14 protein-coding genes and 1 tRNA gene are annotated in these 13,182 nt (G+C 41.6%); 11 read left to right on the plus strand and 4 right to left on the minus strand.

Translation table 11 applies throughout. The features are described 5' to 3' along the window. Positions 1 to 22 precede the first annotated feature (22 nt). Positions 23 to 511, minus strand: coding sequence for a PH domain-containing protein (locus tag NSS67_RS10600; RefSeq protein WP_339319487.1), 489 nt, complete (start codon positions 509 to 511; stop codon positions 23 to 25). Between the two features lie 117 nt (positions 512 to 628). Between NSS67_RS10600 and NSS67_RS10605 the strand changes: the two genes are divergently transcribed. Then, positions 629 to 1,189 carry a hypothetical protein gene (locus NSS67_RS10605; protein ID WP_339319488.1) on the plus strand — a complete coding sequence of 187 codons (561 nt, stop codon included), beginning with the start codon at positions 629 to 631 and terminating at the stop codon, positions 1,187 to 1,189. 342 nt (positions 1,190 to 1,531) lie between these two features. Next, entirely contained in the window at positions 1,532 to 1,867 is a 336-nt protein-coding gene (locus NSS67_RS10610) for a YolD-like family protein (protein ID WP_339319489.1), read from the plus strand. On the opposite strand, the gene NSS67_RS10615 is transcribed toward NSS67_RS10610, so the two are convergent. Next, the gene (locus NSS67_RS10615; protein ID WP_339319490.1) at positions 1,864 to 2,028 is read right to left on the minus strand and encodes a hypothetical protein; all 165 of its coding nucleotides are present in this window, start codon (positions 2,026 to 2,028) and stop codon (positions 1,864 to 1,866) included. The two genes, NSS67_RS10610 and NSS67_RS10615, sit on opposite strands and share 4 nt — an antisense overlap. 193 nt (positions 2,029 to 2,221) lie before the next feature. Here NSS67_RS10615 and NSS67_RS10620 point away from each other — a divergent pair, with 193 nt between their 5' ends. From NSS67_RS10620 to NSS67_RS10635, 4 genes are all read left to right on the plus strand, one after another. Beyond that, complete coding sequence (locus NSS67_RS10620; RefSeq protein ID WP_339319491.1) at positions 2,222 to 2,908, plus strand: M15 family metallopeptidase; 687 nt, start codon at positions 2,222 to 2,224, stop codon at positions 2,906 to 2,908. Positions 2,909 to 2,983: 75 nt separating this feature from the next. Next, positions 2,984 to 3,481, plus strand: a complete 498-nt coding sequence (locus NSS67_RS10625) for a hypothetical protein (protein WP_339319492.1) — start codon at positions 2,984 to 2,986, stop codon at positions 3,479 to 3,481. 159 nt (positions 3,482 to 3,640) lie between these two features. Next, positions 3,641 to 3,726 (plus strand) — tRNA-Leu (locus NSS67_RS10630). Between the two features lie 347 nt (positions 3,727 to 4,073). Beyond that, positions 4,074 to 4,496: a hypothetical protein gene (locus tag NSS67_RS10635; protein WP_339319493.1), complete on the plus strand. Its 423-nt coding sequence runs from the start codon at positions 4,074 to 4,076 to the stop codon at positions 4,494 to 4,496. A gap of 15 nt (positions 4,497 to 4,511) precedes the next feature. Here the strand turns inward: NSS67_RS10635 and NSS67_RS10640 are convergent, their stop codons facing one another. Both NSS67_RS10640 and NSS67_RS10645 read right to left on the minus strand, forming a co-directional pair. Beyond that, complete coding sequence (locus tag NSS67_RS10640; RefSeq protein ID WP_339319494.1) at positions 4,512 to 5,468, minus strand: hypothetical protein; 957 nt, start codon at positions 5,466 to 5,468, stop codon at positions 4,512 to 4,514. Positions 5,469 to 5,631: 163 nt separating this feature from the next. Then, entirely contained in the window at positions 5,632 to 5,913 is a 282-nt protein-coding gene (locus tag NSS67_RS10645) for a DUF6809 family protein (RefSeq protein ID WP_339319495.1), read from the minus strand. 334 nt (positions 5,914 to 6,247) lie between these two features. Between NSS67_RS10645 and ascB the strand changes: the two genes are divergently transcribed. The 5 genes from ascB to NSS67_RS10670 all read left to right on the plus strand — a co-directional run bounded on the left by ascB (position 6,248) and on the right by NSS67_RS10670 (position 12,649). Continuing rightward, on the plus strand, positions 6,248 to 7,705 hold the full coding sequence (ascB, locus tag NSS67_RS10650) for a 6-phospho-beta-glucosidase (protein WP_339319496.1): 1,458 nt from the start codon (positions 6,248 to 6,250) through the stop codon (positions 7,703 to 7,705). A gap of 47 nt (positions 7,706 to 7,752) precedes the next feature. After that, entirely contained in the window at positions 7,753 to 9,177 is a 1,425-nt protein-coding gene (locus tag NSS67_RS10655) for a glycoside hydrolase family 1 protein (protein WP_339319497.1), read from the plus strand. Positions 9,178 to 9,373: 196 nt separating this feature from the next. Then, a complete protein-coding gene (locus NSS67_RS10660) occupies positions 9,374 to 10,225 on the plus strand; it encodes a PRD domain-containing protein (RefSeq protein ID WP_339319498.1) in 852 nt (283 codons plus the stop codon). A gap of 128 nt (positions 10,226 to 10,353) precedes the next feature. Continuing rightward, entirely contained in the window at positions 10,354 to 12,276 is a 1,923-nt protein-coding gene (locus NSS67_RS10665; RefSeq protein ID WP_339319499.1) for a beta-glucoside-specific PTS transporter subunit IIABC, read from the plus strand. A 166-nt stretch (positions 12,277 to 12,442) separates the two neighbouring features. Then, positions 12,443 to 12,649 (plus strand): hypothetical protein, encoded by a 207-nt coding sequence (locus NSS67_RS10670; protein WP_339319500.1) that lies wholly within the window; start codon positions 12,443 to 12,445, stop codon positions 12,647 to 12,649. Positions 12,650 to 13,182: the final 533 nt, after the last annotated feature.

Here is a 13,182-nt window from a genome sequence, read left to right on the forward strand (position 1 = left end):
TTTTTTAAATGTGGAAATCGTCTTAGATTTGTTCACGGTAGCTAATATTATTGGCTATCTTCTCGTCACGCACGGCTTTGCGCAGAACATCTTTGACTGTTGGGGCATCATGGATTTTTCGAAAAAGAAGCTGAGGCGCTGAGGCGTCATCAGAGAATACAGTTAATGAACCAATGCCGAGCATCCGGTCCATGATAGATTGTTCTACGGATAAATCGCGTACACGAAGTAATTCGATTTCTTCAACATTTTTACCGATAAGTCCGGTCTTTACCATAATGCGCTGGCTTGTAATGGTGTATGTAGTCGTGTTGAGGCGTATGATTCCTTTGAGACGGTCCGAGATGCTAGCAGGTTTGCCTTTCCAGAGTACGACTTCCTGAGTAGTTTTATGATTTGCTGATGAACGATGGGTGGTTACTGGAGCGGCGCCGTCAATGCTAGATCCACATTCTCCACAAAATTTAGCGCCCTGCTTATATTCTGATCCGCAGGCTGTGCAATAAGGCATAAATACTCTCCTTTCCCGATTACAATTGAAATAATTATAACATAATAGTCATTTTACATAAATTTCATTTGCGCTTTACACAAACCGACATTATTCTGTTAAGTGGAGGGATAAATAATGAAAAAAGTGTTACTAATAGGAACGCTAATGTTGACTGTCATCCTTAGCGCCTGCAGCAATAATAATTCAACTTCATCAGCACCTGCCTCAGAAGAAGAAGTGCAGGAGATCGTGCAGAACTTCTACAATGAAATGTCCAAACTTGAGGAATTAGGAAAATCATCTTTAGCGGAGTTCAACGAAGCCATCGCTGCTTATTCAGCAGGAGATCTTTCGGACAGGCAGCTGGAGAAGACGATTAACGAATTCCAGAAGACTTCAACAGACCTATCCGATCAGGCTGAGAAGGTGAAGATTTCATCTAGCTTGCCCGAAGACATTCGTAAGCTGCTTGATGAGTCTAAAATCGCTTTTCAAAGTGCTTATTCTTTAAAAGAACAAGCCTCTCAAGGTGCTGATTCCGCAGATGTTACTGCTGAGCAGTTCGAGGAATTGAATCAGAACGCTGACCTAGCGATGCTGTACGGCATTTCCAAGCTCAATGAGGCAAGGGAAGCTACTGGACTCATAGATGCTGATGGTCAGACCATCGCTGAGACAGGGAACGTTCAAGAATAGATCGGAATTTAGGCGCTGCACAGTTCAACTGTCAGCGTCTTTTTGCTGCGATTTTTAACCTAAGCAGAGGTAATACTGCCAATCCTATAAATAAGCCGGCTACGATACCTTTTGTAAGGTCTGAGAGTGTACTGCTTTGATATACAAGGGGGGATAAACACTTTTTCAAGTGGAAAGCTCCTCTCGATCAGATATACATTATTATACAACTTTTGGGATAAAGAGGAGTGTTGAAAAATGGTATCTTCTTCCTGATTATTGATTAATCAGCGAAGGTGTGGATATAATACAAACATGCGTTCGTATATAGAGGAATAGTATAGAAATTAGGGAGGGGTTACCATGGGCAAAAAGCTGGAGAAAAACGGACTGTGGGAAAGCAGTCGCATGATGCTGCCGGAGCACAAGATAAGAATTATTAGGGATGAACGGGAGACGCTGCGGCGCATCAAGCCCATTTTGGATGATCAGAAGCTGGAAGAGATCGAATGTACATTAGCCTTGTCGTTACGGAGTCATGTGCGCGTGACTGTTGTGCTGTTTGATCCCTTTGAGAATACGACATTAAGGGGTTTTGTGACTTCCATTCACACCCACTCGCGTGAGTTTAAGCTGCAGTGGGCGGAGGAATGGAAGTGGATCAATGTGGATGACATTGTTGAGGTTTACATCGTCTAGTGCTGAGAAGCGCTGCCTTCACTTTTTTCATAAGCAATTAGGGTCACGGTTGGGTTGCCAGTCAGATGTGCAATAGTAGCTTCGGCATTCCGAATAATTTCGAGTGCTTCATCCTGCTCGCTCAGTGCTGCAACTTTATAGCTATCGCTATGAATGTCCATATGATCTCCACCTTTCGTTAATATTTTGTCCTTTTTTTGTGGAAATGATCCAAGGTGGGGAAACTGTGAAGGGGACTTTCAGGTCAGATCTCGGAGGGGTTCCGGGGTCTTTTTTTATGTGCAGATGCAGGCGGGGGTATTAGTACAAGCAAATGGGGACACGAGATCATTGATTATACCAAGGGGTGATTCTATGCTGACTTTGGATCAAGTGAGGAGTAAATCGGCGGCGCGTCTTGTCGGGCTTCATCCTGTCTTGACCGCAGGGGCGAATGCTTTGATTCAGCAAAGCTATGCCAGAGGAGTGCCCATCGTTATTACCCAGGGGTTGCGGTCGATTACTGAACAAAATGCCTTGTATGCGCAGGGGAGAAGTAAGCCAGGACCTATAGTTACCAACGCCAAAGGGGGGACCAGCTATCATAATTATGGGCTAGCGTTTGACTTTGCGCTTTTGCTGCCGGACGGAAATAGTCTTTCCTGGGATATGAATCGTGATGGTGATAAGGATAAGACAGCGGACTGGCAAGAGGTTGCTCAGGTGGCAAAGCGGCTCGGATTAGAATGGGGAGGGGACTGGACTTCCTTTAAAGATTATTCCCATCTGCAGATGGCCTTTGGCTTAACCACAAAACAACTTCGGGCAGGCAAGCGCCCTACGACGGATCAGGTCAATGAAGCTTTAAAAAAGATTAACGGGGAGGATGACCAGGTGAATAAAGACGTTAAAGTAACGATAACCTTAAACGGCAGTAAACTTACTGAGGGCGTGCTTGATACCGGCATAACATATGTACCCGTGCGGATTCTGGCTGAGGCGCTTGGAGCAAAGGTTACGTATGATGCTGCGAGCAAGACTGTAAATGTAGTAAAAGAGTAAGGGAATTATGTATAGACAGTGCCATCCAAGGGGAAATTATCAGTGATAACTAACTATAAAGGGAGGCATAACGCTGTGAACAAGCTGATAACAAGCCTTGCATGCTGCACTGTACTATCAATGAGTGTAATGGGAGCTAGTTACGCATCTAGTCCAACTGGGTCAGCAGCTTTGGGTGGTATTCCAAACGCGAATACTGGCATGGATGGTACCGTGAATAACACTCGGATGATGAATACGGAAGGCAATCTAATGAACGGCACAACGGGAACGATGAATAAAAATGAGAGCATTATGAAAGATAAGATTCGCACGGGGGATAATTACAGGCCTAACACCTACAACACCAATAACTACAATCAAGGGAACAACCAAGGAAACTATACTCGGGATAACTACAACAGAAATACCGTATCTCCACTATCCAACACTACAACGGACGGCAGATATCGGGCAACCAGTACAACTACGAATACTGCGACAACGAGCAGAGGTTCTAACTGGGGCTGGCTCGGATTGTTTGGACTCTTGGGTCTTGTCGGAATGAGAAGCAGAAGTGACGAACGCAGATAATCGACATGCATATAACCCGTGTCGGCATACGCTGAAACGGGTTATTTTTAATGTGATAAATTATTTTTCGAAAAAGGATTGCGCGTTGTCGATATTCATGATATTATATTTCTTGTCGCGTTATACGTAAACAACGTATGAAGCTTCAACACATAATATGCCGGGGTGGCGGAACAGGCAGACGCACAGGACTTAAAATCCTGCGGTACGTGAGTACCGTACGGGTTCGACCCCCGTCCTCGGCATCAATAGTAACAGTGAAAGGCGCATTCAAGTGAATGCGCCTTTTCTCTGCACGTAAGTTAGAAAAGGATAATTTAATTAATGAATCGAATTAAGCATGTGATGAAATCTGTGGTTCATTGAAAAGGTATGTGCCGGGAAAATAATGGCTGTAGGGGAGCACTCGGGAGAGTGCTTTTTTTGTTTAAAGCTTAGGAGTACAAGTATGGTGTGTACAAAGATTTGAATTCATCAGATCCAATGCAAGAGCATATTTATAAGGGTTACCAGGGTAGATGAGGGCGATGCGGGTGGTGCAAACTGTGATGAGTAGTTTAGAAGATGTCTCATTGAATAAAAGGAGGTAGTTATGCAGGATTTTGCAATGTCGATGTTATGGCTTTGGATTTGCTATTTTATAGTGACTATTATTGGAGTTTTACATACCGTATTTAATATTTATGTGTTAAAAATGAGTCCAATGGACGAAAAAGGTATGGGGGAGGGATATGAAAAAACAAAGCCTTGGCATCCTCTTTATAATGTCATTCTGTTTTCTATATTTGGTTGGCTATATATGCGGGGATTATCTGTACCCAACCTTGAAGAAGCTCTTATTACGGGGGCAATATGGGCCGGAATTTGCATTATATTTGATGTTTTGGGCTGGGTGATCATTAAACACCCTTGGAGTCTTTCTTTCAAAGAATTCTATATTCATTATCAGCCATGGATTACACTTATATATTTGGCTATTTTTATTGGTCCTGTAATCGGATATTTTTTCATTTAATTAAATTAGAACTAATTAACGAATATAAGTGCCCAAACCGCTTGTTCCCCTAATACAAATTTCAGCTAAAGCTGGAATACTTGAATAAAAGGGATCGCTGAGATCTTCATTTTCAGGCTGGTCAGGATGATCATAGCCATAGATGTGCATTTGTTCATGAATAACAGTCTCTGCTAACATTTCAATGGTATCGTGATCCTGAAAATTTATCCAGATATCATGCCCTCCTAATCTAGCACAGCCTAAAACATTTTCTGTCCCACATGGACACTTATCATTTATATCATGATAAGTGAATTGAGTTTGACCATATACTCCTTTAACTGCTAAAAGTATTTCTGGGTGTGAATTACAGGAACTACTTTTTGATAATATAAGTTCATGAGCCTGCATTAATAGTTTCTGTTGATCAATTGATACCTTATAGCTTATGTTCGTATAATGATTGATTTCATAATTGTTAAAAATATCCGGTTCTGCTTGATCTGGAGAAAATAAATAAATAGTTATATCTCCTTCATTAATTAGCACAGGAATTCCACCGCTAAATCCTTTTTCACGTGCGTATGTATCTATAGCTTTATACCATACTAGGGGATTTTCGATGTCGGGACTATTTAAATTCCCAACTAAATCTCCAACTTTAAGCATTTGAACCGTACATTTAAATTGGATGTATTTATTATACATGGAAGGATCGAGGCCGAAAATTGGAATAGCTCCATATCCTTGTAAATTTTTTTGGCTGAAAATATCTATTACATTTCGAAATGCTAGTTGCGGTGACGAGAGGTCGGTATTTAAACCTTCGTGGGAAATTATTTCAGCACCATCAGTTTTGATTTTTAAAACTCTTGTTTTAATACCCTCCAAAGAGTCTTCAATTATGGGAATTGCAACTAAAAAATCTGATGACTTGTTTTTCTCAAAGTATTCATAAACCCCAATAAAAGCCTTTTGGTAATCATACATTTTTAAATTCCTCCGTCCATATATTTTCTGTTACAATTCCCCCTTCCTAGATAATTATTCAAGTATTTTCATATGTTTAGAATTGTTGTGAGACAAGAGTGTTAGTGTTTGACGAGCTATAGATAATAGAGTCCCTTAGTATAAACACACAGGAATTACTCGGTTAATTACGGGGGGTTGTCATGAAAGTACTCAACTTACTGGCAAGTTCCTCTTCCCCGGTTAAGACCTCGATCATGACGCCAGCACCTAAGCGAAATCCATACTTGAAAATAGTTGTTAACTCCATGCCATGAGTCTGAGCATATAAGTCTAATAACGCTTCCAACTCGTCGAACTCTTCCTCGGATAGTCGCTCCTTCCAAATTTTTATGCTTTCAGATGTTTTTTGGCTTAACTTAAGGTATTGCGGGTCATTAGATGTGACATGTTCATTTGGATGCAAGCTACCATGATCTTTTGAAAAATAAATGAAGTTATGCCAGGGTACTTACGCCAGAACATCGCTAATGATAAAAGTGTTTATTCCGTGGAATGTCTCAAGGAGAGGAAGTTGATTTTATTTTTGCTCTATGTTATGCTCTCGTTACTGACAACCACATATCAATGGACATTCGTTTATTGGATTGTTACTGTGTAAACAGGCAAAACCTAAACTGATGGTAAAATGACAGACTCCTGTGGAGTTTGCTTTACCTTGAGTTTAGGTTTTTTTTGTTATCTGACCTATATTCAACAACTATATCATTCTCAATTTATGAAAGAGAGGAAGGAAATATATGACAACAGCAAAAAAAGGTTTCCCCGAAAACTTCTTATGGGGAGGAGCGACAGCTGCAAATCAGCTTGAGGGAGGATACAATCTTGGTGGTAAAGGCCTTTCAACAGCAGACATGATTGCTCATGTGCCAAAGGAGCTTCGTAAAGGTGGACATGCGATGGAGATCACCTCAGAGCGCATTGAAGAGATTTTGTCTGGGGCAATTGAAAAGCTCTTTCCTAAGCGATTCGGCGTTGACTTCTACCATCGTTTTAAAGAAGATATCGCGCTGTTTGCAGAAATGGGCTTCAAAGTATTCCGGATGTCCATCCACTGGGCTCGTATCTTCCCGAATGGCTATGATGAGACACCGAATGAAGAAGGTTTGAAATTCTACGATGAAGTATTCGATGAGCTTCGTAAATACGGAATTGAGCCGTTAGTGACGCTGTCACACTATGAAACGCCACTTGCTCTTACTCAAAAATATAATGGTTGGGCAAGCCGCGAAGTGATTGGGCATTATGTGAAGTATGCGGAAACGGTGTTCAATCGTTATAAAGATAAAGTTAAGTACTGGCTGACGTTTAACGAAATTAATGTCATGCTGTTTAGCCCATACACCGGTGGCGGTATTCTGATCGATAAGGTAGAGAACAAACTTCAAACGGTATATCAGGCGCTGCATCATCAATTTGTGGCCAGTGCGATTGTGACAAAACTTGCCCATGAGATTATCCCAGGCTCCCAGGTGGGTTGTATGCTGGCTCGTATGGAAACGTATCCTAACAGCTGCAATCCAGAGGATGTTCGCTTGGCGCAATTCGAGAATCAGATTAACCTGTACTTTACGGATATACATGCGCGTGGTGAATATCCAAATTACATGGCTCGTTACTTTGAAGAGAACAACATCGTTCTGCAAAAAGAAGTAGGCGATGATGAGATTTTGCTGAATAACACGGTTGATTTTATTTCTTTCAGCTATTACATGACCGTAACCAAGTCAGCTTCCGCAGATCTGGAGACAACAGCAGGAAACCTTACTGGAGGGGTTAAAAATCCTTATCTTGAGGCATCTGACTGGGGCTGGGAGATTGACCCGATCGGTCTGCGTGTAACGTTGAACAACTTCTGGGATCGTTACAATAAACCGCTATTCATCGTTGAAAATGGTCTGGGCGCATACGATAAGGTGGAAGAAGATGGATCTATCCATGACTCCTACCGGATTGACTATTTGAGTAAACATATCGAACAGATGAAGGAAGCGATTAAAGATGGTGTGGATTTGATCGGATTCACCAGTTGGGGTCCAATCGATCTTGTCAGTATGTCTACATCAGAAATGTCAAAACGCTACGGCTTCATATATGTGGATCTGGACGATGAAGGGAACGGAACCCTGGCTCGCTCCAAAAAGGATTCCTTCGAATGGTTCAAGCAGGTCATTGCTTCTAATGGAGAAGTATTGTAAGTCCGTGAAACGCAAATGATAACTACATCGTGAGAGGATGAACAACAATGAATAAACCATTTCCACAGGATTTCTTATGGGGTGGCGCTGTAGCTGCCAACCAGCTTGAAGGTGCATACAATGCGGATGGGAAGGGACTATCCGTACAAGATGTTTTGCCACATGGGATTACAAGTCCTAGAACGGACGGGCCTACACCAGATAACCTGAAGCTCGTAGGGATTGATTTTTACAATCGTTACAAGGAAGACGTTAAGCTGTTTGCTGAAATGGGCTTTAAAGTATTCCGTACGTCCATCGCTTGGTCTCGCATTTTCCCTAAGGGGGATGAACTGGAACCGAACGAAAAGGGTTTACAGTTCTATGATGATCTTTTTGATGAATGCCATAAGTACGGGATAGAACCACTGGTAACCATCTCTCATTATGAGACTCCACTGCATTTGTCCAAGACCTATAACGGCTGGGTGAATCGTAAAATGATCGGTTTCTACGAACAGTATGTGAGAACATTGTTCAATCGTTATAAAGGGAAAGTAAAGTACTGGCTTACGTTTAACGAGATTAACTCTATTTTAGAAGAGCCTTTTATGAGCGGTGGGATCTTTACGCCAAAAAATGAGCTTTCAAAGCAGGATCTTTACCAAGCCATTCACCATGAATTGGTTGCAAGTGCACTTGCTGTGAAGCTTGGCCACGAAATTATGCCAGAAGCGAAAATTGGCTGTATGGTGCTTAGTATGCCAACGTACCCGCTCACACCAAATCCCGACGATATAGTAAAAGCGATGCATGCTGAACAGCGCAATGATTTGTTCGCTGATATTCATGCCCGCGGATACTATCCGAAATATATGGATCGCTACTTCAAAGCGAACAATATCAACATTCACTTTGCAGATGGCGATGCTGAAATATTGAAGCATACAGTAGACTTTATCTCGTTTAGTTACTATGTAAGTATTTGTGAGACGGCAGATCCAAACAAAGGCAGCAAAGGAAAAGGAAACTTATTTGCCGGTGTAGAAAATCCTTATCTTAAAGCAAGCGAATGGGGCTGGCAGATCGATCCTCAAGGACTTCGTGTGACGCTTAACAAGTACTATGATCGTTATCAAAAACCACTCTTTATCGTTGAAAATGGTCTGGGTGCATTGGATGAGCTCGTTACAGACGAGAATGGGAATAAAACCGTCATCGATGATTACCGGATACAATATCTGAATGATCATTTGGTTGAGATAGGGAAAGCTATCGAAGATGGTGTTGAAGTGATGGGTTTTACAGCCTGGGGCTGCATTGATCTTGTTAGTGCATCGACGGCGGAGATGAAAAAACGTTACGGATTTATTTACGTAGACCGCAATAATGATGGAACAGGAAGTCTTGAGCGTTATAAGAAAAAATCATTTGAATGGTACAAAGAGGTTATCGCAACAAACGGAACAAGTCTCACAGAGTCGAATTCCTGAAAAATAGTGTAATCCAGCAATCGGTAAAGCGCTTTCACTAAATCGTTGTCATACGGATACCTGTGTGGTATAATTGACCCATAGCTAATTAGTACTGGATTGTTACTGTTAAATCAGGCAAAACCAGAAGCGGGGTTTAATCCTGCTTTGGTTTTGCCTTTCTATTTTATATGCCATGCTAAGGTGATGTGATGACATGAAAATTGAGAAGGTGCTGAACAATAATGTAGTTACCGTGATTGATCCAGGAGGAGACGAACGGGTCGTCATGGGACGAGGAATAGCTTTCAAGAAACATTCGGGCGATTTAATTGATGATAGCTTGATTGAAAAAGTGTTTTCGCTTGAAAGTAAGGAAGTGTCGCAAAAGCTGAAGATGCTCCTATCGGATATCCCGGTTGAATATGTAGAATGCTCGGATGAAATCATACGCTATGCAGAAACCATGCTAAGTGAGAAGCTTCATGAAAGCATATACATTTCGCTAACGGATCATATTCATTTCGCTATAGATCGGCACCGGCAAGGCATGCAGCTGAGAAATGCGCTGCTGTGGGAAATTAAACGCATGTACCGAAAAGAATATGCGATCGGCATCAAAGCACTGTCCATTATTGAAGAAACGCTAGGTGTTCTTTTGCCAGAAGACGAATGCGCATTCATTACAATGCATATCGTAAACGCACGAATGAATGGTGAGATGAGAGAGACCGTTAGTATTACCAATATTGTTAAGGATATCTTAAACATTGTACGTCGAAGCTTTGTAATCGAGCTAGATGAGGATTCATTAAGCTACTACAGATTTTTGACACATCTCAAGTATTTTGCTCAGCGTGTGGTGCAAGGCACGGAGATTAAAGGCAAAGAGGAAGATAATTCCCTTTATGATTTGGTAGCTAAGCAATATCTTAATGCTAGTGCTTGTGTAATGAAGATTAGTGACTATACGCGCAAAATTTATGGAAGAATCTTATCCAAGGAAGAACTGCTATATTTAACGATTCACATTGAACGGATCGTGAGAAACGAACAAACAGTTGAATAGTTTAGGATTGTTACTATATTAGGCAAAACCTAAACATTGAATCATGATGATAAGCTCTTTGCTTTGTCATGATTCAGTGTTTAGGTTTTTTGTTTCTTTTGATAACACCGAAGAAGGAGTGAACCATCATGGATCAACAACAATTGTCCAAAGATATACTAAAGCTGGTTGGGGGCGAGGAGAACATTGACCAAGTAACCCACTGTATGACAAGACTTAGATTTAACCTGAACGATAACAATAAAGCTGATAAAAAAACACTGCAAAATACACCGGGTGTTATGGGTGTCACGATTAACGGCGGACAGTTCCAAGTCATCATCGGGAATGATGTACCTAAAGTATACAATGCGCTAGTAGGCAATATGAGCAAATCTCCGGATGGAGGTACTACCAAGTCCGAAGTAGCTAAAGAAAAGAAAAACCCACTGAGTGCATTGTTCGATTTCATCTCCGGGGTATTTACACCGATCCTTCCAGCGATTACTGGAGCGGGAATGATCAAAGGGATTATTGCTCTGTTGGTAACGCTGGGCTGGATGAGTGATAAAGGTTCTAGTTATCAAATTTTATCTGCAATTGGTGATGGGGCGTTTTACTTCCTGCCGATTATACTAGCGATCAGTACAGCACGCAAGCTAGGAAGCAATATGTTTATCGGTGCAGCCATTGGTGCCGCGATACTTCATCCGACAATTACCACGCTTCTTGGAACAGGGGATAAGGTTACCTTTGCGGGTCTTCCGGTTATAGCCGCAACTTATGCATCCTCGGTTATTCCGATCTTGATTGCAGTATGGCTCGCTTCATACGTAGAAAAAGCGGTCGACAAGATTACTCATGCTTCTTTGAAATTGATTGTTGTACCAACGGTTACTTTGCTCGTTATCGTACCGTTGACGCTTATTGCAGTTGGACCACTTGGAGTAATTCTTGGTAACGCCTTGACTGATGGCTTCTCATGGTTATTTGATAATACAGGTCTGTTTGCAGGACTCATCATCGGTGGTACATTCTCGTTGCTCATTATTACGGGTATGCACTATGCACTCGTACCAGTTATGATCGGCTCGATGGCTACACTCGGTTATGACTATCTTATTCCAATGATGATGGTTGCGAACTTTGCCCAAGCGGGGAGTGCACTAGGTGTATCCCTCAGATCTAAAGTGAAACAAACTAAATCCTTAGCTATGTCTACCAGTATAACCGCTTTTATGGGGATTACTGAGCCAGCGATGTATGGGGTAAATATGCGTTACAAAAAACCATTTATCGCTGCTCTGATCGGTAGTGGTGTCGGCGGTGCGTTTATGAGCTTGTTCCACACGAAAGCTTATGTTATGGGTGGTCTGGCTGGAATTCCCGGAATTCCTATGATATTGGGCGGAACCGCTGTATATGCCTTTATCGGATTCGTTATTGCAATTGCGGTAGCAGCAGGATTAACTTACATTTTGGGTTTTGAAGAAGGGTCTGCAGCAGCAGTTGAAACAGCAGTTAAAACAGCACAAACACCTCAAACAACTCAAGTGCAACAGGTTCCAGCGGCACAGGTGAATAAAGCTAATGAAGCGAATGAAGAAGCAAAACCGCAAGATCAGGAAGTTTTTAGCCCGATTACTGGTGAAGTAAAGCTGCTCAGTGAAGTCAATGATCCAGCTTTTGCAGAAGAAATTATGGGCAAAGGGTTTGCTATTCAACCTACTGAAGGTCGGGTAGTGTCTCCGATCAATGGAACAGTCTTTTCACTCTCTAAGAGCGGTCATGCGATCGGGCTGGTAAGTGATGCTGGTGCGGAAATGTTGATTCATATCGGGATCGATACTGTGAAGCTGAAAGGACAATTCTTTTCGCCAAAAGTACAAGCTGGCACCAAAGTGTCTGTAGGGGATCTGCTGATGGAATTTGATCGTGTCGAGATCGAAAAGGCTGGATATGATACGATTACTCCCGTCATCGTCACGAATATGTACCAATATGATTCCATTAAGTCGGCTGGAAAAACAAACGTTAAAGAATCCGAATTGATCTATACGGCAAAAGCCTAGTAAATTAACATAGGATTCATTCAATGATTGAATAAAGAATAAAACAAAGGATCTCGGGTTAATTTCCGTGGTCCTTTTTTGTATAAGGTGATGAATGCGAATTGGAATTGAAAGCGGCTGACATGGAGAAGTATCTAGCGTACGTAAGGCTTGTCTTCATTAGGTATTGCAAAAATACAGTGAAATGGGAATTAGAACGATTACCGTGGATATATATCTAGTGTTCAGTGGACGAATTGCATTTATTGGTACCGATGCTTATAAAGCAGGACTCAATATGGGGAATCTCATGATTAAGCTGCTTGGTGGTCAGGGTAGTATCGTCTTAAGTGTTCTTAACTTAGATCAGGAGAACCAGGGTTCGCGGGTTTGAAGATGTAATCGCGAAACATCCGGGACTGCAAATTGTAGGAAAGAAAAAGGGTTACATTGACGATCAACAGCGGCTAAACGATTGAAAAGATAATAAAATCTGTTCGGTGAGTTTGCAATCAAGAAATTGTATGATACGGAAATAGGCAAGCAGGTAGAGGAGATAGAGATACTGAGTACCTACATAATTAACAAAGCAAATCTTAATTAAGAAACGGGAATAATAATAGAAATAGATACTCCTTTTCAGTGCTTGTCTAATCACAAGTTCTGGAAAGGAGTTTTTAGCATGAGCTAGAATTACAAAAATTCAAGACAGAGGGAGTGAGTGAACAGACATAAATAAACTATGAGCAGCATGGAAACCTGCAAAAGTACATCTTTTATTGATAGAAGGATGGCTGAATGATGAATTCCTGCAAATCTGCAGAAATTCTTGCTCCAAGAGTAGCTTTCGAGCCAAAAGTGAGGATATTCCTACGCATTTGCAGCTTTTGGACTTAAGGAAGATGATATCTGTACAAAAAGATGTAT

This window comes from Paenibacillus sp. FSL R10-2734 (assembly GCF_037963865.1).
Classification (GTDB): Bacteria; Bacillota; Bacilli; order Paenibacillales; family Paenibacillaceae; genus Paenibacillus_AQ.

Excerpts from the sequence above, each read along its gene's own strand:
- NSS67_RS10600 (WP_339319487.1), bottom strand. The coding sequence starts at position 511 with ATGCCTTATTGCACAGCCTGCGGATCAGAATATAAGCAGGGCGCTAAA.
- NSS67_RS10605 (WP_339319488.1), top strand. The coding sequence starts at position 629 with ATGAAAAAAGTGTTACTAATAGGAACGCTAATGTTGACTGTCATCCTT.
- NSS67_RS10610 (WP_339319489.1), top strand. The coding sequence starts at position 1,532 with ATGGGCAAAAAGCTGGAGAAAAACGGACTGTGGGAAAGCAGTCGCATG.
- NSS67_RS10615 (WP_339319490.1), bottom strand. The coding sequence starts at position 2,028 with ATGGACATTCATAGCGATAGCTATAAAGTTGCAGCACTGAGCGAGCAG.
- NSS67_RS10620 (WP_339319491.1), top strand. The coding sequence starts at position 2,222 with ATGCTGACTTTGGATCAAGTGAGGAGTAAATCGGCGGCGCGTCTTGTC.
- NSS67_RS10635 (WP_339319493.1), top strand. The coding sequence starts at position 4,074 with ATGCAGGATTTTGCAATGTCGATGTTATGGCTTTGGATTTGCTATTTT.
- NSS67_RS10640 (WP_339319494.1), bottom strand. The coding sequence starts at position 5,468 with ATGTATGATTACCAAAAGGCTTTTATTGGGGTTTATGAATACTTTGAG.
- ascB (WP_339319496.1), top strand. The coding sequence starts at position 6,248 with ATGACAACAGCAAAAAAAGGTTTCCCCGAAAACTTCTTATGGGGAGGA.
- NSS67_RS10655 (WP_339319497.1), top strand. The coding sequence starts at position 7,753 with ATGAATAAACCATTTCCACAGGATTTCTTATGGGGTGGCGCTGTAGCT.
- NSS67_RS10660 (WP_339319498.1), top strand. The coding sequence starts at position 9,374 with ATGAAAATTGAGAAGGTGCTGAACAATAATGTAGTTACCGTGATTGAT.
- NSS67_RS10665 (WP_339319499.1), top strand. The coding sequence starts at position 10,354 with ATGGATCAACAACAATTGTCCAAAGATATACTAAAGCTGGTTGGGGGC.